The organism is Streptomyces chryseus, assembly GCF_014650755.1.
Taxonomy (GTDB): Bacteria; Actinomycetota; Actinomycetes; order Streptomycetales; family Streptomycetaceae; genus Streptomyces; species Streptomyces chryseus.
Genome location: NZ_BMVO01000009.1, coordinates 21,141 through 43,294, shown reverse-complemented (window position 1 = coordinate 43,294; position 22,154 = coordinate 21,141). Strand labels below are relative to the sequence as shown.

Genomic DNA, 22,154 nt, shown 5'->3' with positions numbered 1-22,154 from the left:
CCGGGCGAACACTCAACGCGACCATGTGGCCTGGGTCACATGTGCGCCGTTATCCGGCGCGGTGCACCACCGCGTCGCACAGCTCCTCCAGAGCCGCCTTCGCGTAGCACTCGGGCAGTGGCGCGAGCGAGGCCCTGGCCTCCTCGGCGTACCGGATGGTGTCGCGCCGCGCCTGGTCGAGCGCGGGGTGCGCGCGCAGTCGCCGCAGCACCTCGCCGAGCCGGGCGTCGTCCGTGAGGTCGCCGTCCAGCAGGGCGCACAGCTCGACGTCCTCCGGGCGGCCGTGCTCGGCGGCCCGGGCGCGCAGCAGCAGCACCGGCAGGGTGGGGATGCCCTCGCGCAGGTCGGTGCCGGGCGTCTTGCCGGACTCGTGGCTGTCGCTGGCGATGTCCAGTACGTCGTCGGCCAGCTGGAAGGCGGTGCCGAGGCGCTCGCCGTACTGCGTCAGGATGTCGACGACGCGCTCGTCGGCGCCCGCCATTATGGCGCCGAAGCGCCCCGAGACGGCGATCAGCGAGCCGGTCTTGCCCGCGATGACGTCCAGGTAGTGCCCGACGGGGTCCTGGCCCTCGCGCGGGCCGGCCGTCTCCAGGATCTGGCCGGTGACCAGACGCTCGAACGCGTCCGCCTGGATGCGTACGGCCTCCGGGCCGAGGTCCGCCAGGATGCGCGAGGCGCGCGCGAAGAGGAAGTCGCCGGTCAGGACGGCGACGGAGTTGTCCCAGCGGGCGTTGGCGCTGGGGACGCCGCGGCGTACGTCCGCCTCGTCCATCACGTCGTCGTGGTACAGCGTCGCCAGGTGGGTCAGTTCGACGACCACGGCGGAGGGCACGATGCCCGGCGCGTGGGGGTCACCGAACTGCGCGGCCAGCATCACCAGCAGCGGGCGGAACCGCTTGCCCCCGGCCCGGACCAGGTGGCGGGCGGCCTCCGTGATGAAGGGGACCTCGCTCTTGGTGGCGTCGAGCAGCCCTTCCTCGACAGCTGCGAGTCCGGTCTGGACATCGGTCTCAAGAGCCTGGTCCCGCACGCTCAGTCCGAACGGCCCGACGACGGTCACGAGGGTCACTCCTGTCTGCTGACGATCACATGGATTGCCGATGTGTCGCTGTCTTCACTCAAGTCAGCCTATCCGGTCGCCTTTCGATCACAGTGAGCGCCTTCCCGTGGCCCTGAGCACAGTCCGATGAGCGACGAAACACTCCCTTCCTCCCGATATCAGGAGCAGTATCCGCTTCGTCCCGCACCGCTTCCACCTCCCCGCACGCAGCCACGGAACGTGAAGCCGTACGGGGAGATGCCCCGCCTCAGGCGCACCCCGCACCCCGTCCACCGAGGCCCGTGACGCGCCCGCGCCGCCCTCCCGAGCACCCCTTGGGCACACCGGCCCCAATTCCCCACTCCAGCAGGCCCCTTCCGGACATAAGGAACTATTTAAGCACTGCCGTCCCAGGCGACTCCCACGTAACGTGTTGTCCTCCACGACCTGGAAAGCGAGGCAGCACCGATGCCCGAGCAGAGCCCGCTCGACCTGGCCGAAGGCGACCTCTTCGGCCCGCACAACCTCCCCTACGGCGTCTTCTCCACCGCGGACGAGCCCGAGCGCCGCCGGGTCGGTGTGCGGATCGGCGGCCACGTACTGGACGCGGGGGCGGCGGCGCTCACCCTGGGCTCTCCGTACGCGGCGCTGCTCGCCCGGCCGACGCTCAATCCGCTGCTCGCGGCGGGGCGCACCGCCTGGCGCGACGTACGCCGGGCACTCACCGCGTGGGTCACCAGCCCGGCGCACCGCGCGGACATCGAGCCGCTGCTGCACCCGGTGACGGCGGTCACCCTGCACCTCCCGTACGAGGTCGCCGACTACGTCGACTTCTACGCCAGCGAGCACCACGCCACGAACGTCGGCAGGATCTTCCGCCCCGACGGCGACGCGCTGACCCCCAACTGGAAGCACCTGCCGATCGGTTACCACGGCCGGGCCGGCACGGTCGTCGTCTCCGGTACGGATGTCGTGCGCCCCAGCGGCCAGCGCAAGGCGCCGACGGATCCGGCGCCGGTCTTCGGTCCGTCGGTCAAGCTGGACATCGAGGCGGAGGTCGGCTTCGTGGTCGGCGCGCCCTCCACGCACGGCACGCCGGTCCCGCTCGCGGACTACCGGGAGCACGTCTTCGGCCTGTTCCTCCTCAACGACTGGTCGGCGCGGGACATCCAGGCGTGGGAGTACGTGCCGCTCGGCCCCTTCCTGGGCAAGTCCTTCGCCACCTCCGTGTCGGCGTGGGTGACCCCGCTCGAAGCGCTGGACGCGGCCCATACAGCGCCCCCGTCCCGCGACTTCCCCCTCCTGCCCTACCTGGACGACTCCGACGAGGAGGAGCCGGGCGGCTACGACATCCGCATCGAGGTGAAGATCAACGGCGAGGTGGTCTCGGCCCCGCCCTTCGCCACGATGTACTGGACGGCGGCGCAGCAGCTGGCCCAGATGACGGTGAACGGCGCATCGCTGCGGACGGGTGACCTCTACGGTTCCGGCACGGTCAGCGGTCCCGAGGTGAACCAGCGGGGCTCGCTCCTCGAACTCACCTGGAACGGCCGGGACCCGATCGAACTCGCCACGGGCAAGCGGACGTTCCTGGAGGACGGCGACGAGGTGACGATGACGGCGTGGGCGCCGGGCCCGCACGGCACGAGGGTCGGCCTGGGCGAGGTCACGGGGCGGATCGTTCCGGCATCGGAGTGACGGAGTGAGCGAGCCTCCCCCGTACACACGAACGGGGGAGCCGCTTGCGAGTACCCGCCGTACGCTGGACAGACCCGCCAGACTCCGTCCCATGGGAGCACTGATGAGCGTCGTACCCGAGGACCCGGAGCCCAGGTGGCCGGTCCCGCCCCCGGGCGGCTGGACCGCCGACGACCTGGACCGGCTTCCGAATCTGCCTCCGCACACGGAGCTGATCGACGGGAGCCTCGTCTTCGTGAGTCCACAGACCCTCTTTCATTCGCGGGCGGTCGACTTCTTCAACTGGCACCTGCAGTCCGTCGCCCCGCCGGAGCTGGAGGTGGTGCGCGAGTTCACCATCGACATCGACCGCTACAACCGGCCCGAGCCCGACGTGATCGTCGTGAACGGGGACGTCATCGAGGACCCGGAGCAGACCCGGTTCCCCGCCGGGTCGGTGCGGCTGGCGATCGAGGTCGTCTCCGCCGAGTCCAGGTCGCGGGACCGTGAGACCAAACCGGTGAAGTACGCGCGCGCCAAGATCCCCCACTTCTGGCGGGTCGAGAACAACGGTGGCAACGCTGTCGTCTACGTCTTCGAGCTGGAGCCGAGCACCGGGGCGTACACGAGCACGGGAATCTTCCACGACCGCATGAAGGTCTCGGTCCCGTTCGCCGTCGATCTCGACCTCAGCCGCATCACCCCTCGCCGGAAGGCCGGCGGCCAGCAGTAGGACGTGCTGGGCCCTCCGGGCCCAGCTCCTCCCCGCCACTGGCGCTCACTGCGACTCGGGCAGCTCCGTGTCCCACTCGGGCTCCGCGTCCCAGTCCCACTCCGCCGCCCCGCCGTCCGCACCCGGTGACGCCGAGGCCACCGCCTCGGCCGGGGCCACCGACCCGACCGGGCCTGCCGGTGCCGCCACCGGAGCCGACGCTCCCGCTCCGGCCGGCGCGCCCAGTACCCCGAGCACGCCCTCCCCGTACGTGGCCAGCTTCTTCTCGCCGAGCCCGGCGATGCCACCCAGCTCCGCCACCGAACCCGGCCGGACCGTCGCGATCTCCCGCAGCGTCGCGTCGTGGAAGATCACGTACGCCGGTACGCCCTGCTCCCGCGCCTGCTCCGCCCGCCACGCGCGCAGCGCTTCGAAGACCGGGACGGCCTCCGCCGGGAGGTCCGCGTTGGCGGAGGCCGCCTTCGCCTTGCGCTCGCCCTTCGCGGCCCGAGCGGCCGGCACCGGCTTCGCCTCCTTGCGCAGCCGCACCTCCCGCTCCCGGCTCAACACGGACGCGCTCGCGTCGGTCATCACCAGCGTGCCGTACTCACCCTCGACGGCCAGCAGCCCCTGCGCGAGCAACTGCCGCACCACGCCCCGCCATTCGACCTCGGACAGCTCCTCGCCGATGCCGAACACAGAAAGCTGGTCGTGGTCGAACTGGATGACCTTCGCGGTCTTGCGCCCCAGCAGGATGTCGATGATCTGGCCCGCCCCGAACTTCTGCCGGCGCTCCCGCTGCAACCGCACCACCGTCGACAGCACCTTCTGCGCCGGCACCGTCCCGTCCCACGTCTCGGGCGGCGTCAGGCACGTGTCGCAGTTGCCGCAGGACGCCGCACCGGGCTCCTGCCCGAAGTAGGCGAGGAGCTGCGCCCGGCGGCACTGCGCCGTCTCGCAGAGCGCCAGCATCGCGTCGAGGTGCGACGCCGCACGCCGCCGGAACGCCTCGTCGCCCTCGCCGCCCTGGATCATCTTGCGCTGCTGCACGACGTCCTGGAGGCCGTACGCCATCCACGCCGTGGACGGCAGCCCGTCACGCCCGGCGCGGCCCGTCTCCTGGTAGTAGCCCTCGACGGACTTCGGAAGGTCCAGGTGCGCGACGAACCGCACGTCCGGCTTGTCGATGCCCATGCCGAAGGCGATCGTCGCGACGACGACCAGCCCCTCCTCGCGCAGGAACCGCGACTGGTGCGCCGCGCGCGTCCCCCCGTCGAGCCCCGCGTGGTACGGCACCGCGTCGATGCCGTTGCGGCAGAGGAACTCCGCCGTCTTGTCGACGGAATTGCGCGAGAGGCAGTAGACGATGCCCGCGTCGCCCGCGTGCTCCTCGCGCAGGAACGACAGCAGCTGCTTCTTCGGGTCCGACTTCCCGACGATCCGGTACTGGATGTTGGGGCGGTCGAAGCTCGCCACGAAGTGCCGCGCCTCCGGCATCCCGAGCCGCTGCGTGATCTCCCGGTGCGTGGCGTCCGTCGCGGTCGCCGTCAGCGCGATCCTCGGCACCTCCGGCCAGCGCTGCCCCAGCACCGACAGGGTCAGGTAGTCCGGCCGGAAGTCGTGGCCCCACTGGGCCACACAGTGCGCCTCGTCGATCGCGAAGACGGAGATCTTGGCCCGGGACAGCAGGTCCAGCGTCGCGTCCAGACGCAGCCGCTCCGGCGCCAGGTACAGCAGGTCCAGCTCCCCGGCCAGGAACTCCGCCTCCATCGCGCGCCGCTCGCCGAAGTCCTGCGTGGAGTTGATGAACCCGGCCCGCACACCGAGCGCCCGCAGCGCGTCGACCTGGTCCTGCATCAACGCGATCAGAGGGGAGATCACGATGCCCGTACCCGGCCTGACCAGCGCCGGGATCTGGTAGCAGAGCGACTTGCCGCCGCCGGTCGGCATCAGCACGACGGCGTCCCCGCCGGCCACGACATGCTCGATGACCGCCGCCTGCTCACCGCGGAACGCGTCGTACCCGAAGACGCGGTGCAGCGTCTCCAGGGCGTCGCTCCGCGTCACCGCACCGGCTTCGACCGCCTCGACCATGCCACCTGTCCCGTCCATCGCTCTGTCCCCCGTACGTTCCGTGCCCGGCTCCCCACGATAGGGGCACGCACTGACACCACCGCCCAAAAGCTGCCGCCCGGCACCCCTGCGAGGAGGGGAACCGGGCGGCGATCACGCACCGACGGTCGGCCGTGCGGTCAGCGGACGAAGACGCCCGCCTGGCCGGCCAGGTCCAGGAAGTACTGCGGCGCGACGCCGAGCACCAGCGTCACCGCGACGCCCACCCCGATCGCCGCCGTCGTCAGCGGCGACGGCACGGCGACCGTGGGGCCGTCCGCCTTCGGCTCGCTGAAGAACATCAGGACGATCACCCGGATGTAGAAGAACGCGGCGATCGCGGACGAGATCACACCGACCACGACCAGCGCCCCGGCCCCGCCCTCGGCCGCCGCCTTGAAGACCGCGAACTTGCCGGCGAAGCCGGACGTCAGCGGGATTCCGGCGAAGGCCAGCAGGAACACCGCGAAGACGGCGGCCACCAGCGGCGAGCGCCGGCCCAGGCCCGCCCACTTCGACAGGTGCGTCGCCTCGCCGCCCGCGTCCCGCACGAGCGTGACCACGGCGAAGGCGCCGATCGTCACGAAGGAGTAGGCGAGCAGGTAGAAGAGGACGGACGAGATGCCCTCGGGCCTGGTCGCGATCACACCGGCCAGGATGAACCCGGCGTGCGCGATCGACGAGTACGCCAGGAGCCGCTTGATGTCGGTCTGGGTGATCGCGACGATCGCGCCGCCCAGCATGGTGACGATCGCGATGGCCCACATCACCGGACGCCAGTCCCACCGCAGGCCCGGCAGTACGACGTACAGCAGCCGCAGCATGGCGCCGAAGGCGGCCACCTTGGTCGCGGCGGCCATGAAGCCGGTGACCGGGGTCGGAGCGCCCTGGTAGACGTCCGGGGTCCACATGTGGAAGGGGACCGCGCCGACCTTGAAGAGCAGCCCCATGAGGATCATCGCGCCGCCGATCAGCAGCAGCGCGTCGTTGCCCATGGTGTCGGCGAGCGCCGGGTCGATCTGCTTGACCGTCCCGTCGACGACGCTCGCGATCCTGGCGTACGACACCGAGCCCGCGTACCCGTACACCAGGGCGATGCCGAACAGCAGGAACGCCGACGAGAAGGCCCCCAGGAGGAAGTACTTCACCGCGGCCTCCTGCGACATCAGCCGCTTGCGGCGGGCGACGGCGCACAGCAGGTACAGCGGGAGCGAGAAGACCTCCAGCGCCACGAACAGCGTCAGCAGGTCGTTGGCCGCCGGGAAGACGAGCATCCCGGCGACCGCGAACAGCATCAGCGGGAAGACCTCGGTCGTGGTGAAACCGGCCTTGACCGCCGCCTTCTCGCTCTCACTGCCCGGTACGGACGCGGCCTGCGCGGCGAACGAGTCGACACGGTTGCCGTGCGCGTCCGGGTCGAGCCTGCGCTCGGCGAAGGTGAACACGGCAACCAGCGACGCCAGCAGGATCGTGCCCTGGAGGAAGAGCGCCGGGCCGTCGACGGCGATGGCGCCCTCCGCCGCGATCTGCGCCTTCGTGGTGCCGTACCCGCCGGCCGCGAGCGCAACGACGGCCGCGAACGCGGCGGTGATGGCGACGACCGACAGGAACAGCTGCGCGTAGTACCGGGCCTTGCGCGGCACGAAGGCTTCGAGCAGTACGCCGACGACGGCCGCGCCCACGACGACCAGCGTCGGCGACAGCTGGGCGTACTCGATGTGCGGGGCCGTGAAACCGCCCTCGGCGCCGGGCGCCGCGACCGTCGTCCACAGGCTGTGGACAGCTGATGCGCTCACTTGGCCGCCTCCGCCTCAATCTCGGGGGTGGGGTCCGTTTTGCGGACGTCGTTCATGGTGTGCTGCACGGCCGGATTGACGACGTCCGTCAGCGGCTTGGGAAAGACGCCGAGGAGCAGCAGCAGCGCGATCAGCGGCGCCACGACCACCAGCTCCCGGGCCTTGAGGTCGGGCATGGTCCGCACCTCGGCCTTGACCGGCCCCGTCATCGTCCGCTGGTAGAGGACGAGGGTGTAGAGCGCGGCGAGGACGATGCCCAGCGTGGCGACGATCCCGGCCACCGGGTACGCCGCGAACGCGCCGACCAGGACGAGGAACTCGCTGACGAACGGCGCGAGGCCCGGCAGCGACAGCGTCGCCAGGCTGCCGACGAGGAACGTCCCGGCGAGCACCGGGGCGACCTTCTGCACCCCGCCGTAGTCCGCGATGAGCCGCGATCCGCGCCGGGTGATGAGGAAGCCGGCCACCAGCATCAGCGCGGCGGTCGAGATCCCGTGGTTGACCATGTAGAGCGTCGCGCCCGACTGGCCCTGGCTCGTCATCGCGAAGATGCCGAGGACGATGAAGCCGAAGTGCGAGATCGAGGCGTACGCGATCAGCCGCTTGATGTCCCGCTGTCCGACCGCGAGCAGCGCGCCGTAGATGATGCTGATCAGCGCCAGCACGATGATCGCGGGCGTCGCCCACTTGCTGGCCTCCGGGAAGAGCTGGAGGCAGAAGCGCAGCATCGCGAAGGTGCCGACCTTGTCGACGACCGCCGTGATCAGCACGGCGACCGGGGCGGTCGCCTCACCCATGGCGTTGGGCAGCCAGGTGTGCAGCGGCCACAGCGGCGCCTTCACCGCGAACGCGAAGAAGAAGCCGAGGAACAGCAGCCGCTCCGTGTTGGTCGCCATCTCCAGCTCGCCGCTCGCCCGCGCCTCGACGATCTCCGAAAGCGAGAAGCTCCCGGCGACCACGTACAGACCGACGACGGCGGCCAGCATGATGAGTCCGCCGGCCAGGTTGTAGAGGAGGAACTTGACGGCGGCGTACGAGCGCTGGGTGGCCGCCGCCCCGTCGGTGCCGGCGTGCGCCCGGTCCCCGAAGCCTCCGATGAGGAAGTACATCGGGATGAGCATGGCTTCGAAGAAGATGTAGAAGAGGAAGACGTCGGTGGCCTCGAAGGAGATGACCACCATCGCCTCGACCATCAGGATCAGGGCGAAGAAGCCCTGAGTGGGCCGCCAGCGCGAGCTCTTGGTCTCCAGGGGGTCGGCGTCGTGCCAGCCCGCCAGGATGATGAAGGGGATCAACAGCGCCGTGAGCGCGATGAGCGCGACGGCGATGCCGTCCACGCCCAGTTCGTACCTGACCCCGAAGTCGGGGATCCAGGCGTGGGATTCGGTGAGCTGGTAGCGGTCACCGCCGGGCTCGAAGCGGATGAACACGGCGGCCGCCAGAACCAGCGTGGCGAGCGAGAACAGCAGCGCCAGCCACTTGGCGGCCGTGCGGCGCCCGGCGGGCACGGCGGCGGTCAGCACCGCGCCGACCGCCGGGAGCGCCGCCGTGACCGTCAGAAGAGGAAATGACATCGTGATCAGACCGCCCTCATCAGCAGGGTCGCGGCAATGAGGATCGCCGTACCGCCGAACATCGAGACCGCGTACGAGCGGGCGTAGCCGTTCTGCAGCTTGCGCAGCCGGCCGGAGAGCCCGCCGACCGAGGCCGCCGTTCCGTTGACCACTCCGTCGACCAGGGTGTGGTCGACGTACACCAGCGAGCGGGTGAGGTGCTCGCCGCCGCGGACCAGGACGACGTGGTTGAAGTCGTCCTGGAGGAGGTCGCGCCGGGCGGCGCGGGTCAGCAGCGAGCCGCGCGGGGCGACGACCGGGACGGGCCCGCGTCCGTATTGGAGGTACGCGATCGCGACGCCGGCCAGCAGGACGACGACCGTCATGCCGGTGATGACCGGGACGCTGATCGGCGGGTGCGGGTGCTCGAACTGCGTCACCGGCTCCAGCCAGTTCACGAACCGGTCGCCGATGCTGAAGAACCCTCCCGCGAAGACCGAACCGAAGGCGAGCACGATCATCGGGATCGTCATCGACTTGGGCGACTCGTGCGGGTGGGGCCCCGACGCGTCAGCGGCATGATCAGACACGGCGCCGGGCGTGACCTCGATGCCGGGCTCGACACTCGCCGCCTTGTCCGGGTCGGGGGCGGGCTGCCAGCGCTTCTCGCCGAAGAACGTCAGGATCATCACGCGCGTCATGTAGTACGCCGTGATGCCCGCGCCCAGCAGCGTCACCGTGCCGAGGATCCAGCCCTGCGTGCCGCCCGAGGCGAAGGCCGCCTCGATGATCTTGTCCTTGGAGAAGAAGCCGGACAGCCCGGGGAAGCCGATGATCGCGAGATAGCCGAGTCCGAACGTCACGAAGGTCACCGGCATGTACTTCCGCAGGCCGCCGTACTTCCTCATGTCGACCTCGTCGTTCATGCCGTGCATGACCGAACCGGCGCCGAGGAAGAGGCCCGCCTTGAAGAAGCCGTGCGTCACCAGGTGCATGATCGCGAAGGCGTAGCCGATGGGGCCGAGGCCCGCCGCGAGGATCATGTAGCCGATCTGCGACATCGTCGAGCCGGCCAGCGCCTTCTTGATGTCGTCCTTCGCGCAACCGACGATCGCACCGAAGAGGAGCGTGACCGCGCCGACCACCACGACCGCCGTCTGGGCGTCGGGGGCGGCGTTGAAGATCGCGCCGGACCGGGTGATGAGGTAGACGCCGGCGGTCACCATGGTGGCGGCGTGGATGAGGGCGGAGACCGGGGTCGGGCCCTCCATCGCGTCACCGAGCCACGACTGGAGCGGCACCTGCGCCGACTTGCCGCACGCGGCGAGCAGCAGCATCAGCCCGATGGCCGTCATCTTGCCCTCGGTCGCGTCCCCGGCTGCCCCGAGGACCGGCCCGAAGGCGAAGGTCCCGAAGGTGGTGAACATCAGCATGATGGCGATGGACAGGCCGATGTCGCCGACGCGGTTGACGATGAACGCCTTCTTGGCCGCCGTCGCCGCGCTGGGCTTGTGCTGCCAGAAGCCGATGAGCAGGTACGACGCCAGGCCGACGCCCTCCCACCCGAAGTACAGCAGCAGATAGTTGTCGGCGACGACCAGCAGGAGCATCGCCGCGAGGAAGAGGTTCAGGTAGCCGAAGAAGCGGCGACGGCGCTCGTCGTGCTCCATGTAGCCGATCGAGTACAGGTGGATCAGCGTGCCCACACCCGTGATCAGCAGCACGAACGTCATCGACAGCTGGTCGAGCTGGAACGCGATGTCCCCCTGGAAGCCCTCCACGGGAACCCAGGTGTAGAGGTGCTGACGCATCGTCCGCGCCTCGACGTCGTACCCCAGCATCGCGCCGAACAGGACCAGTCCGAGCACGAACGAGGCCGCCGCGAGCGCTGTGCCGATCCAGTGGCCGACCCGGTCGAGCCGCCGCCCGCCGCACAGCAGGACCGCCGCTCCGAGCAAAGGCGCCGCTACGAGCAGCGCAATCAAGTTCTCCACGATTCTTGCGACCCCTTACAGCTTCATCAGGCTGGCGTCGTCGACCGAGGCCGAGTGGCGGGACCGGAACAGCGACACGATGATCGCCAGACCCACCACGACCTCGGCGGCGGCGACCACCATCGTGAAGAACGCGATGATCTGACCGTCGAGATTGCCGTGCATCCGGGAGAAGGCGACGAACGCGAGGTTGCAGGCGTTGAGCATCAGCTCGACGCACATGAAGACGACGATCGCGTTCCGCCGGATCAGCACTCCCGCCGCGCCGATGGTGAACAACAGCGCCGCGAGATACAGGTAGTTGACCGGATTCACTTGGCGACCTCCGATTCGTCCTGGTCCCGGCCGTTCGCACGGCCGGCCTCGCGGCCGAGCCGCTCCTCGGAGCGCTGCTCCAGCGCCTTGAGGTCGGCCATCGCCTCGCTCGACACGTCGCGGATCTGACCGCGTCCGCGCAGCGTCTTGTTGACCGTGAGCTCCGACGGCGTGCCGTCCGGCAGCAGACCGGCGATGTCCACCGCGTTGTGCCGGGCGTACACCCCGGGCGCGGGCAGCGGCGGCAGGTGCTTGCCGCGTACGCGCTCCTGGGACATCTCCCGTTGCGTCTTCGCGCGCTCGGTGCGCTCGCGGTGCGTGAGCACCATCGCGCCGACCGTCGCCGTGATCAGCAGGGCGCCGGTGAGCTCGAAGGCGAAGACGTACTTGGTGAAGATGAGTTCGGCCAGGCCCTCGACGTTGCCGCCGGCGGCGGCGTTCGCCGTGCCCAGCCCGTTGAAGGTGGACAGCGAGGCCTGCCCGATGCCGGCCATCAACAGGATCCCGAACCCGAGACCGCAGCCGGCGGCCAGCCAGCGCTGGCCCTTGAGCGTCTCCTTCAGGGAGTCGGCGGCGGTGACACCGACGAGCATGACGACGAAGAGGAACAGCATCATGATCGCGCCGGTGTAGACGACGATCTGGACGACGCCGAGGAAGTACGCGCCGTTGGCGAGGTAGAAGACGGCCAGGACGATCATCGTCCCGGCCAGGCACAGCGCGCTGTGCACCGCCTTCTTCATCAGGATCGTGCACAGGGCGCCGATGACGGCGACCGTACCGAGGATCCAGAACTGCACGGCCTCGCCCGTCGACGTGGCGGAGGCGGCGAGAGCGTTCATCCCCCGACCACCTTCTCCGTCGTCGGCTCGCCCTCACCGAAGGTCGACGCGGCCTCCTGGGGCCGCTCGCCCCTGCTGTGCGCCACCTGCCGCTCCGTGTTCGGCGCGGCTTCGGTCACCAGGCCCCGGTAGTAGTCCTGTTCGTCCGTGCCGGGGAAGATCGAGTGCGGCGCCTCGACCATGCCCTCCTCCAGGCCGGCGAGGAGCTGCTCCTTGGTGTAGATGAGCGACTCGCGGCTGCTGTCGGCCAGTTCGAACTCGTTGGTCATGGTCAGCGCGCGGGTGGGGCACGCCTCGATGCACAGCCCGCACAGAATGCAGCGGGCGTAGTTGATCTGGTAGACGCGGCCGTAGCGCTCGCCCGGGGAGTAACGCTCCTCCTCGGTGTTCTCCGCGCCCTCCACGTAGATCGCGTCGGCCGGACAGGCCCAGGCGCACAGCTCGCACCCGATGCACTTCTCCAGACCGTCCGGGTGGCGGTTGAGCTGGTGCCGGCCGTGGAAGCGCGGCGCCGTCGTCTTCTGCTGTTCCGGGTACTGCTCGGTCAGCCGCTTCTTGAACATGGCCTTGAAGGTCACGCCGAAGCCGGCCACCGGATTCTGCCAGGGCGTCCGGGGGGCTTCCCCCGGCTTTGGGGTGTCAGGCATCGTCGGCCTCCTTGCCGTCACTCTTAGTGTCCGGCCCACCACTGACAATCAGCTCGCGCTCGTGGCGCGGCCGCCTGCGGGGCACCGGTGGCAACTCCTGCCCGGGCAGCGGAGGCACCGGGAATCCGCCCGCCATCGGGTCGAAGGCGGGTGGTTCGTCCCCGTCCTTCGCGGCCCTCTCCTTCTCCTTCTTGTCGCGGAAGATGTCCGCGACGAAGGACAGCAGCAGGATCGCGACGATCGCCCCGGCGACGTACAGCACGATGTTCTGGAATTCCATGTTCTCGTTGCGCATCGCGCGCACCGTGGCGACCAGCATCAGCCAGACCACCGAGACCGGGATCAGGACCTTCCAGCCCAGCTTCATCAGCTGGTCGTAGCGCACGCGGGGCAGCGTGCCGCGCAGCCAGATGAAGAAGAACAACAGCAGCTGGACCTTGACGACGAACCAGAGCATCGGCCACCAGCCGTGGTTCGCGCCCTCCCAGAAGGCGCTGATCGGGTACGGGGCCCGCCAGCCGCCCAGGAAGAGGGTGACCGAGACCGCCGAGACGGTGACCATGTTGACGTACTCCGCCAGCATGAACAGCGCGAACTTGATCGACGAGTACTCGGTGTTGAAGCCGCCGACCAGGTCGCCCTCGGACTCCGGCATGTCGAAGGGGGCGCGGTTCGTCTCGCCCACCATCGTGACCACGTAGATGATGAAGGACACCGGCAGCAGGATGATGAACCAGCGGTCCTGCTGCGCCTCGACGATCGCCGAGGTCGACATCGACCCGGAGTAGAGGAACACCGAGGCGAAGGCCGCGCCCATGGCGATCTCGTACGAGATCATCTGCGCGCAGGAACGCAGGCCGCCGAGCAGCGGGTACGTGGATCCGGAGGACCAGCCCGCGAGGACGATGCCGTAGATGCCGACCGCCGCGACGGCGAGGATGTAGAGCATCGCGATCGGCAGGTCGGTCAGCTGCATCGTGGTGCGCTGCCCGAAGATCGAGACCTCGTTGCCGGCCGGTCCGAACGGGATGACCGCGATCGCCATGAAGGCCGGGATCGCCGCGACGACCGGGGCAAGGATGTAGACCACCTTGTCCGCCCGCTTGACGATCACGTCCTCCTTGAGCATCAGCTTGACGCCGTCCGCGAGGGACTGGAGGAGGCCCCACGGACCGTGCCGGTTGGGGCCGATGCGCAGCTGCATCCAGGCGACGACCTTGCGCTCCCACACGATGGAGAAGAGCACGGTGATCATCAGGAAGGCGAAGCAGAAGACGGCCTTGACCGCGACGAGCCACCACGGGTCGCGCCCGAACATGGACAGGTCCTCGGCCGCGAGAAGCATCGTGTTCACGCGAGCACCTCCGGTACGTCGGTGACGGAGGCGGGGGCGGCCGGGCCGATGTGGACGACCTGTCCGGGGACCGCGCCGGTGTCGGTGGCGACGCCGCCGCCCGTGGAGTTCAGCGGCAGCCACACCACGCGGTCCGGCATCGCCGTGACCAGGAGCGGCAGTTCGACGGTTCCGGCAGGGCCGGTGACGGCGAGCAGGTCGCCGTCCTTCACGCCGGTACCGGCCGCGGTGGTCGCGGAGAGCCGGGCCACCGGCGTGTGGCGGGTGCCCGCGAGCGCCTCGTCGCCGTCCTGGAGCCGGCCCTGGTCGAGCAACAGCCGGTGCCCCGCGAGCACTGCCTCGCCGGCGCCGGGGCGCGGCAGCGGCAGGGCGGACTCGGCGGGGTCGGTGGCGTGGGCCCCGCCCCAGGCGCCGAGGCGGTCCATCTCGCGGCGTACGGCCCGTACGTCCGGCAGCGCGAAGTGACTGTATTTGTCAGCGCCTCCGGCGCGGGCGAGAGCATCCGCCAGCATGTGCAGCACGCGCGCGTCGCCGGGGGCGAGCGTGCGCGTCATCTGGTCGGGCTTGAGCGCGGCCTCGAACATCCGGGCCCGGCCCTCCCAGTTGAGGAAGGTGCCGGACTTCTCCGCGACGGCGGCGACCGGAAGGACGACGTCCGCGCGGTCGGTCACCTCGCTGGGCCGCAGTTCCAGCGAGACGATGAACCCGGCCTGGCCGAGGGCTTCCCGCGCGCGCGGCGGGTCGGGAAGGTCCGCGACCTCGACGCCCGCGACGAGCAGCGCGGCCAGTTCACCGGTGGCCGCGGCCTCGATGATCTGGCCGGTGTCGCGCCCGTATCGGCTCGGCAGTTCGGCCACGCCCCAGACCGCCGCGACCTCGTCCCGCGCGCGCGGGTCGGTCGCCGGGCGGCCGCCGGGCAGCAGCGAAGGCAGCGCGCCCGCCTCGACGGCCCCGCGCTCACCGGCCCGGCGCGGGATCCACACCAGGGCGGCGCCGGTCGCGGTGGCGGCCCGTACCGCGGCGGTGTACGCGCCGGGCACGGCGGCCAGCCGCTCGCCTACGACGATCACGGCGCCCTCGCCGCGCAGCGCTTCGGCGGCGGCGTTCCCGTCGCCGCCCAGCTCGGTGCGGTCGGCGATCGCGTCGAGCCACTCCGGTTCGGTGCCGGGCGCGGCGGGGAGCAGTGTGCCGCCCGCCTTCGTCAGGCCCCGGGTGGCGTGCGTCGCGACGGCGAAGGTGCGCTGCCCGTGCTTGCGGTGGGCCTTGCGCAGCCGCAGGAAGACGCCGGGGGCCTCCTCCTCGGACTCGATGCCGACGAGCAGTACGGCGGGCGCCTTCTCCAGCGCCGTGTACGTGACACCGCTGCCGTCGAGGTCGCGTCCGCGCCCGGCCACCCGCGACGCCAGGAAGTCGGCCTCCTCGCCGCTGTGCGCGCGGGCCCGGAAGTCGATGTCGTTGGTGTCCAGGGCGACGCGGGCGAACTTGGCGTACGCGTACGCGTCCTCGACGGTGAGCCGGCCGCCGGTCAGGACACCGGCCCGCCCACGCGCCGCCGAGAGCCCCCGGGCCGCCGCTTCCAGCGCCTCGGGCCAGCTCGCCGGCTCCAGTACGCCCGCCTCATTGCGTACGAGCGGAGTGGTGAGGCGGTCGGGGCGCTGCGCGTAACGGAAGCCGAAGCGCCCCTTGTCGCAGATCCACTCCTCGTTGACCTCGGGGTCGTCGGCCGCCATGCGCCGCATGACCTTGCCGCGCCGGTGGTCGGTGCGGGTCGCGCAGCCGCCCGCGCAGTGCTCGCAGACGGACGGCGACGACACGAGGTCGAAGGGCCGCGACCGGAAGCGGTACGCCGCCGAGGTCAGCGCGCCCACCGGGCAGATCTGGATGGTGTTCCCGGAGAAGTACGACTGGAAGGGGTCGCCCTCGCCGGTGCCGACCTGCTGGAGCGCGCCGCGCTCGATCAGCTCGATCATCGGGTCGCCGGCGATCTGGTTGGAGAAGCGGGTGCAGCGCGCGCACAGCACGCACCGCTCGCGGTCCAGCAGCACCTGCGTGGAGATCGGGACGGGCTTCTCGAACGTCCGCTTCTTGCCCTCGAAGCGGGACTCCGCGTCGCCGTGGGACATGGCCTGGTTCTGGAGCGGGCACTCGCCGCCCTTGTCGCAGACCGGGCAGTCCAGCGGGTGGTTGATCAGCAGCAGTTCCATCACACCGCGCTGCGCCTTCTCGGCGACCGGCGAGGAGAGCTGGGACTTGACGACCATGCCGTCGGTGCAGGTGATGGTGCACGACGCCATGGGCTTGCGCTGGCCCTCCACCTCGACGATGCACTGACGGCAGGCGCCGGCCGGATCGAGGAGCGGGTGGTCGCAGAAGCGCGGGATCTCGATGCCCAGCAGTTCGGCGGCCCGGATGACCAGCGTCCCCTTGGGGACGGAGATCTCGATGCCGTCGATCGTCAGGGACACCAGATCTTCGGGCGGGACCGCCGCCTCGCCGCCTCCGGAGGGAGCACTTGTCGTGACGGTCATGCGTTCACCTCCGTGGGGTGGGCGGGCTTGTCGGCCCAGACGGTCGACTTGGCCGGGTCGAAGGGGCAGCCCTTGCCGGTGATGTGCTGCTCGTACTCCGCCCGGAAGTACTTGAGCGAGGAGAAGATCGGGGACGCGGCGCCGTCGCCGAGCGCGCAGAACGACTTGCCGTTGATGTTGTCGGCGATGTCGTTCAGCTTGTCGAGATCGCTCATGCGGCCCTTGCCGGCCTCGATGTCGCGCAGCAGCTGCACGAGCCAGTACGTCCCTTCGCGGCAGGGCGTGCACTTGCCGCAGGACTCGTGGGCGTAGAACTCGGTCCAGCGGGTCACCGCCCGCACCACGCACGTCGTCTCGTCGAAGCACTGGAGCGCCTTGGTGCCGAGCATCGAGCCCGCCGCGCCGACGCCCTCGTAGTCGAGCGGTACGTCGAGGTGCTCGTCGGTGAACATCGGCGTCGAGGAGCCGCCGGGCGTCCAGAACTTCAGCCGGTGGCCGGCCCGGATGCCGCCACTCATGTCGAGCAGCTGGCGCAGCGTGATGCCGAGCGGGGCCTCGTACTGGCCGGGGCTGGTGACGTGGCCGCTCAGCGAGTACAGCGTGAAGCCCGGGGACTTCTCGCTGCCCATCGAACGGAACCAGTCCTTGCCCTTGTTGAGGATCGCGGGAACGGACGCGATGGACTCGACGTTGTTCACCACAGTCGGACACGCGTAAAGACCCGCGACGGCGGGGAAGGGGGGACGCAGCCGGGGCTGGCCGCGCCGGCCTTCGAGCGAGTCGAGCAGCGCGGTCTCCTCACCGCAGATGTACGCGCCCGCGCCCGCGTGCACGGTGAGTTCGAGGTCGAGACCGCTGCCGAGGATGTTCTCGCCGAGGTAGCCCGCCGCGTATGCCTCCCGCACGGCCTCGTGCAGCCTGCGCAGTACGGGGACGACTTCGCCGCGCAGGTAGATGAACGCGTGGTTCGACCGGATCGCGTAGCAGGCGATCACGATGCCCTCGATGAGGGAGTGCGGGTTGGCGAAGAGGAGCGGGATGTCCTTGCAGGTCCCCGGCTCCGACTCGTCGGCGTTGACCACGAGGTAGTGCGGCTTGCCGTCGCCCTGCGGGATGAACTGCCACTTCATGCCGGTGGGGAAGCCCGCGCCGCCGCGACCGCGCAGACCGGAGTCCTTGACGTACGCGATGAGGTCGTCCGGGGACATGGCGAGGGCCTTGCGCAGGCCCTCGTACCCCTCGTGCCGCCGGTAGGTGTCCAGGGTCCAGGACCCGGGCTCGTCCCAGAACGCCGACAGGACGGGTGAGAGCAGCTTCTCCGGGCTGGTCTCGTTGATCTCGGCTGCCAAGGTCATCACTCCCCCTCCTCGGTTTCCGGTCCGGCCGGGTGAGCGGGGTCGGACGCCGAGGTCTGCTGCGGAGCGTCGTGCGAGCTGAGGTGCTCGGACGGCGAAGGATCGTGCGGCGGCCCGTCGTGCGGGGTCTCCGCGCGCGGGTGGACCACACGGTGCTGCGGCGTCTCGCCCTTGGCGAGCTTGAGGCCGATGAGCGAGGCGGGCCCGGCGCCCCCGGTCGCCTCGACCGCGCCGGGGCGCTCGTCGGGGAAGCCGGCCAGGATGCGGGCGGTCTCCTTGTACGTGCACAGGGGCGCGCCGCGGGTGGGCCGCACGGGTCGTCCCGCCCGCAGGTCGTCGACGAGGCGCTTGGCGGACTCGGGCGTCTGGTCGTCGAAGAACTCCCAGTTGACCATCACCACGGGTGCGAAGTCGCAGGCCGCGTTGCACTCGATGTGTTCGAGGGTGACGCTGCCGTCCTCGGTCGTCTCGTTGTTGCCGACGCCGAGGTGCTGCTTCAGCTCGTCGAAGATCGCGTCGCCGCCCATCACCGCGCACAGCGTGTTGGTGCAGACGCCCACCTGGTAGTCGCCGCCCGGCTTGCGCCGGTACATCGAGTAGAAGGTGGAGACGGCGGTGACCTCGGCGGTGGTCAGGCCCAGCGTCTCGGCGCAGAACCGGACGCCGGTGCGGGTGACGTACCCCTCCTGCGACTGCACGAGGTGCAGCAGCGGCAGCAGGGCGGACCGGCTGTCGGGGTAGCGGGCCACGACCTCCTTGGCGTCCGCGTCGAGCCGGGCGCGTACGTCGGCCGGGTAGTCGGGAGCGGGGAGCTGCGGCATCCCCAGGCTCACCTCTTGATTCGCTGGTGTGGCGGTCACCGGTCGACGCCTCCCATCACGGGGTCGATGGACGCGACGGCGACGATGACGTCGGCGACCTGGCCGCCCTCGCACATCGCCGCCATGGCCTGGAGGTTGGTGAAGGACGGGTCGCGGAAGTGGACCCGGTAGGGGCGGGTGCCGCCGTCGGAGACGACGTGCACGCCGAGTTCGCCCCGGGGCGACTCGACGGTGACGTACGCCTGCCCGGGCGGCACCCGGAAGCCTTCGGTCACCAGCTTGAAGTGGTGGATCAGGGCCTCCATGGAGGTGCCCATGATCTTCTTGATGTGGTCGAGCGAGTTGCCGAGGCCGTCGGGGCCGAGCGCGAGCTGCGCGGGCCAGGCGATCTTCTTGTCGGCGACCATCACGGGGCCCGGCTCGCGGAGCCGGTCCAGGCACTGCTCGACGATCCGCAGCGACTGCCGCATCTCTTCGAGCCGGATCAGGAAGCGGCCGTAGGAGTCGCACGTGTCGGCGGTCGGCACGTCGAAGTCGTACGTGTCGTAGCCGCAGTACGGGTCGCTCTTGCGCACGTCGTGCGGCAGGCCCGCCGAGCGCAGGACCGGGCCGGTCGCGCCGAGCGCCACGCAGCCGGTGAGGTCGAGGTACCCGACGTCCTGCATGCGGGCCTTGAAGATCGGGTTGCCGGTGGCGAGCTTGTCGTACTCCGGCAGGTTCTTCTTCATGGTCTTCACGAGCTCGCGGAGCTGGTCCATCGCGCCCGGGGGCAGGTCCTGGGCGAGGCCGCCGGGCCGGATGAACGCGTGGTTCATGCGCAGACCGGTGATCAGCTCGAAGGCATCGAGAATCAGTTCACGATCACGGAAGCCGTAGATCATGATCGTGGTGGCGCCCAGCTCCATGCCGCCGGTGGCGATGCACACCAGGTGCGAGGAGATCCGGTTGAGCTCCATCAGCATCACGCGGATGATGCTCGCCCGGTCCGGGATCTGCTCCTCGATGCCGAGCAGCTTCTCGACGCCCAGGCAGTACGCCGTCTCGTTGAAGAACGGCGTCAGGTAGTCCATGCGCGTGACGAAGGTCGTGCCCTGCGTCCAGTTCCGGAACTCGGTGTTCTTCTCGATGCCGGTGTGCAGGTAGCCGATGCCGCAGCGGGCCTCGGTGACCGTCTCGCCGTCGATCTCGAGGATGAGGCGGAGCACGCCGTGGGTCGAGGGGTGCTGGGGGCCCATGTTGACGACGATGCGCTCGTCGTCGGCCTTGGTCGCCGCCTGGACGACCTCGTCCCAGTCGCCGCCGGTGACGGTGTAGACGGGACCTTCGGTGGTCTCGCGCGCTGATGCGGGTGGGGTATTCACGAGTACGACCTCCGCTGGTCCGGAGCGGGAATCTGGGCGCCCTTGTACTCGACGGGGATGCCGCCGAGGGGATAGTCCTTGCGCTGCGGGAAGCCCTGCCAGTCGTCCGGCATCATGATCCGGGTGAGGGCGGGGTGCCCGTCGAAGACGAGGCCGAAGAAGTCGTACGTCTCGCGCTCGTGCCAGTCGTTGGTCGGGTAGACCGAGACCAGCGAGGGCACGTGGCGGTCGCTGTCCGGGGCGCTCACCTCCAGCCGGATCAGCCGGCCGTGGGTGAGCGAGCGCAGGTGGTAGACCGCGTGCAGCTCGCGGCCCGCGTCCTCGGGGTAGTGGACGCCGCTGACGCCCGTGCACAGCTCGAAGCGCAGGGCCGGATCGTCGCGCAGCGTCTTCGCCACCCGCAGCAGGTGCTCGCGCGCGATGTGGAAGGTGAGCTCGCCACGGTCGACGACGGTCTTCTCGATGGCGTTCTCCGGGAGGAGGTCCTGCTCCTCCAGGGCGCCTTCGAGCTCGTCGGCCACCTCGTCGAACCAGCCGCCGTAGGGGCGGGTGGCCGGTCCCGGCAGGCGTACGGAGCGGACGAGGCCGCCGTAGCCGGTGGTGTCGCCGCCGTTGCGCGCGCCGAACATGCCGCGCTGGACGCGGATCTCCTCGCCGTGATCACCGCGCTGGCCGGGCAGGTTCTGCGCGCCCAGGTCCTTGTCGGGGTTCGGCTCGTTGACGTCGCTCACCGCAGCAGCCCCTTCATCTCGATGGTGGGGAGCGCCTTGAGGGCCGCTTCCTCCGCCTCGCGAGCCGCCTCTTCCTGGTTCACGCCGAGCTTGGAGTTCTGAATCTTGTGGTGGAGCTTCAGAATCGCGTCGATCAGCATCTCGGGGCGGGGCGGGCAGCCGGGCAAATAGATGTCAACAGGAACAATATGATCAACACCCTGCACAATTGCGTAGTTATTGAACATTCCGCCTGAAGAGGCGCACACACCCATGGAGATGACCCACTTGGGGTTGGGCATCTGGTCGTAGACCTGCCGCAGCACCGGCGCCATCTTCTGGCTGACCCGGCCCGCGACGATCATGAGGTCGGCCTGCCGCGGCGAACCGCGGAAGACCTCCATACCGAAGCGGGCGAGGTCGTACCGGCCGGCGCCCGTCGTCATCATCTCGATGGCGCAGCAGGCGAGGCCGAAGGTCGCGGGGAAGACGGAGGACTTCCGCACCCAGCCCGCGGCCTGTTCGACGGTGGTCAGCAGAAAGCCGCTGGGCAGCTTCTCTTCGAGTCCCATTGGTGACCCCTCAGCCCCTCAGTCCCATTCCAGGCCGCCGCGCCGCCACACGTACGCGTAGGCAACGAAGACGGTGAGCACGAAGAGCAGCATCTCGACGAGCCCGAAAAGCCCCAGGGCGTCGAAGGAGACGGCCCAGGGGTAGAGGAAGACGATCTCGATGTCGAAGACGATGAAGAGCATCGCCGTCAGGTAGTACTTGATGGGGAAGCGGCCGCCACCGGCGGGTGTGGGTGTCGGCTCGATGCCGCACTCGTACGCTTCAAGCTTTGCCCGGTTGTAGCGCTTTGGGCCGATAAGCGTGGCCATGACCACGGAGAAGATCGCAAACCCTGCCCCGAGGGCGCCGAGCACGAGGATGGGCGCGTAGGCATTCACGCTCCTCGCTCCTTCCAGTCGTCCTTGACCGTTGGACCGCACCCCGGGCCTGCGTTCTCACGCCGCCTCGACGATCTTCGCCACGCGAAGATCACGTATATGTGAGGCAGTTCACAAGCCCGGCTGCTTCGCATCCTATGCCTGCCGGTCTGTGATCTGCGACACGGGTTGCGACAACGTCTTTGTGATCTCCACCACCAGACGAACGATCATTAAGACGGCTGTGCGGTGATCTTCATACGCGAAGTGCACGAGTGGCTACCAGACGTGACAAACGATGGTGTTACCGCTGGTCGCAAGGGGTGCGCGCTATCAAGCGATGTCCAGTACAGGCAAATTCGCACGAGACGGCCGGTCAGTGATAAAGGAAAGCCGCCTCATCACTCCG

At 69.7% G+C, this 22,154-nt stretch carries 18 protein-coding genes; 2 read left to right on the top strand and 16 right to left on the bottom strand.

What is annotated here, in order from left to right; translation table 11 throughout:
- Positions 1 to 49: 49 nt before the first annotated feature.
- The gene (locus IE185_RS16050; protein WP_138898244.1) at positions 50 to 1,060 is read right to left on the bottom strand and encodes a polyprenyl synthetase family protein; all 1,011 of its coding nucleotides are present in this window, start codon (positions 1,058 to 1,060) and stop codon (positions 50 to 52) included.
- A gap of 447 nt (positions 1,061 to 1,507) precedes the next feature.
- Here IE185_RS16050 and fahA point away from each other — a divergent pair, with 447 nt between their 5' ends.
- Together fahA and IE185_RS16040 are read left to right on the top strand one after the other, a co-directional pair.
- On the top strand, positions 1,508 to 2,737 hold the full coding sequence (gene fahA, locus IE185_RS16045) for a fumarylacetoacetase (protein WP_138899224.1): 1,230 nt from the start codon (positions 1,508 to 1,510) through the stop codon (positions 2,735 to 2,737).
- A gap of 103 nt (positions 2,738 to 2,840) precedes the next feature.
- Positions 2,841 to 3,449, top strand: a complete 609-nt coding sequence (locus tag IE185_RS16040; protein ID WP_138899225.1) for a Uma2 family endonuclease — start codon at positions 2,841 to 2,843, stop codon at positions 3,447 to 3,449.
- Between the two features lie 45 nt (positions 3,450 to 3,494).
- On the opposite strand, the gene recQ is transcribed toward IE185_RS16040, so the two are convergent.
- From recQ to IE185_RS15965, 15 genes are all read right to left on the bottom strand, one after another.
- Entirely contained in the window at positions 3,495 to 5,540 is a 2,046-nt protein-coding gene (gene recQ / locus IE185_RS16035; RefSeq protein ID WP_189715377.1) for a DNA helicase RecQ, read from the bottom strand.
- Between the two features lie 140 nt (positions 5,541 to 5,680).
- Complete coding sequence (gene nuoN / locus IE185_RS16030; protein ID WP_138894738.1) at positions 5,681 to 7,336, bottom strand: NADH-quinone oxidoreductase subunit NuoN; 1,656 nt, start codon at positions 7,334 to 7,336, stop codon at positions 5,681 to 5,683.
- On the bottom strand, positions 7,333 to 8,910 hold the full coding sequence (locus IE185_RS16025) for an NADH-quinone oxidoreductase subunit M (RefSeq protein ID WP_138894737.1): 1,578 nt from the start codon (positions 8,908 to 8,910) through the stop codon (positions 7,333 to 7,335). The genes nuoN and IE185_RS16025 overlap by 4 nt, the downstream gene beginning before the upstream one ends.
- Positions 8,911 to 8,915: 5 nt before the next feature.
- Positions 8,916 to 10,883 carry an NADH-quinone oxidoreductase subunit L gene (gene nuoL / locus IE185_RS16020; RefSeq protein WP_138894736.1) on the bottom strand — a complete coding sequence of 656 codons (1,968 nt, stop codon included), beginning with the start codon at positions 10,881 to 10,883 and terminating at the stop codon, positions 8,916 to 8,918.
- Positions 10,884 to 10,898: 15 nt separating this feature from the next.
- Positions 10,899 to 11,198: an NADH-quinone oxidoreductase subunit NuoK gene (gene nuoK, locus IE185_RS16015; protein WP_069927518.1), complete on the bottom strand. Its 300-nt coding sequence runs from the start codon at positions 11,196 to 11,198 to the stop codon at positions 10,899 to 10,901.
- On the bottom strand, positions 11,195 to 12,040 hold the full coding sequence (locus IE185_RS16010; RefSeq protein ID WP_138894735.1) for an NADH-quinone oxidoreductase subunit J: 846 nt from the start codon (positions 12,038 to 12,040) through the stop codon (positions 11,195 to 11,197). The genes nuoK and IE185_RS16010 overlap by 4 nt, the downstream gene beginning before the upstream one ends.
- Positions 12,037 to 12,687, bottom strand: a complete 651-nt coding sequence (nuoI, locus tag IE185_RS16005) for an NADH-quinone oxidoreductase subunit NuoI (protein WP_138894734.1) — start codon at positions 12,685 to 12,687, stop codon at positions 12,037 to 12,039. The genes IE185_RS16010 and nuoI overlap by 4 nt, the downstream gene beginning before the upstream one ends.
- Positions 12,680 to 14,032 (bottom strand): NADH-quinone oxidoreductase subunit NuoH, encoded by a 1,353-nt coding sequence (nuoH, locus tag IE185_RS16000; RefSeq protein WP_138894740.1) that lies wholly within the window; start codon positions 14,030 to 14,032, stop codon positions 12,680 to 12,682. Before nuoH ends, nuoI begins: the two co-directional genes overlap by 8 nt.
- A gap of 5 nt (positions 14,033 to 14,037) precedes the next feature.
- A complete protein-coding gene (locus IE185_RS15995; protein WP_138894733.1) occupies positions 14,038 to 16,569 on the bottom strand; it encodes an NADH-quinone oxidoreductase subunit G in 2,532 nt (843 codons plus the stop codon).
- Positions 16,566 to 17,927, bottom strand: a complete 1,362-nt coding sequence (gene nuoF, locus IE185_RS15990; RefSeq protein WP_189715375.1) for an NADH-quinone oxidoreductase subunit NuoF — start codon at positions 17,925 to 17,927, stop codon at positions 16,566 to 16,568. The genes IE185_RS15995 and nuoF overlap by 4 nt, the downstream gene beginning before the upstream one ends.
- Positions 17,924 to 18,745, bottom strand: coding sequence for an NADH-quinone oxidoreductase subunit NuoE (nuoE, locus tag IE185_RS15985; RefSeq protein ID WP_373303730.1), 822 nt, complete (start codon positions 18,743 to 18,745; stop codon positions 17,924 to 17,926). The genes nuoF and nuoE overlap by 4 nt, the downstream gene beginning before the upstream one ends.
- A gap of 35 nt (positions 18,746 to 18,780) precedes the next feature.
- On the bottom strand, positions 18,781 to 20,106 hold the full coding sequence (locus tag IE185_RS15980; RefSeq protein WP_138894730.1) for an NADH-quinone oxidoreductase subunit D: 1,326 nt from the start codon (positions 20,104 to 20,106) through the stop codon (positions 18,781 to 18,783).
- Complete coding sequence (locus IE185_RS15975; RefSeq protein ID WP_138894729.1) at positions 20,103 to 20,837, bottom strand: NADH-quinone oxidoreductase subunit C; 735 nt, start codon at positions 20,835 to 20,837, stop codon at positions 20,103 to 20,105. Before IE185_RS15975 ends, IE185_RS15980 begins: the two co-directional genes overlap by 4 nt.
- Entirely contained in the window at positions 20,834 to 21,388 is a 555-nt protein-coding gene (locus tag IE185_RS15970) for a NuoB/complex I 20 kDa subunit family protein (RefSeq protein WP_069927526.1), read from the bottom strand. The genes IE185_RS15975 and IE185_RS15970 overlap by 4 nt, the downstream gene beginning before the upstream one ends.
- 18 nt (positions 21,389 to 21,406) lie before the next feature.
- Positions 21,407 to 21,766, bottom strand: a complete 360-nt coding sequence (locus IE185_RS15965; protein ID WP_003956195.1) for an NADH-quinone oxidoreductase subunit A — start codon at positions 21,764 to 21,766, stop codon at positions 21,407 to 21,409.
- Positions 21,767 to 22,154: the final 388 nt, after the last annotated feature.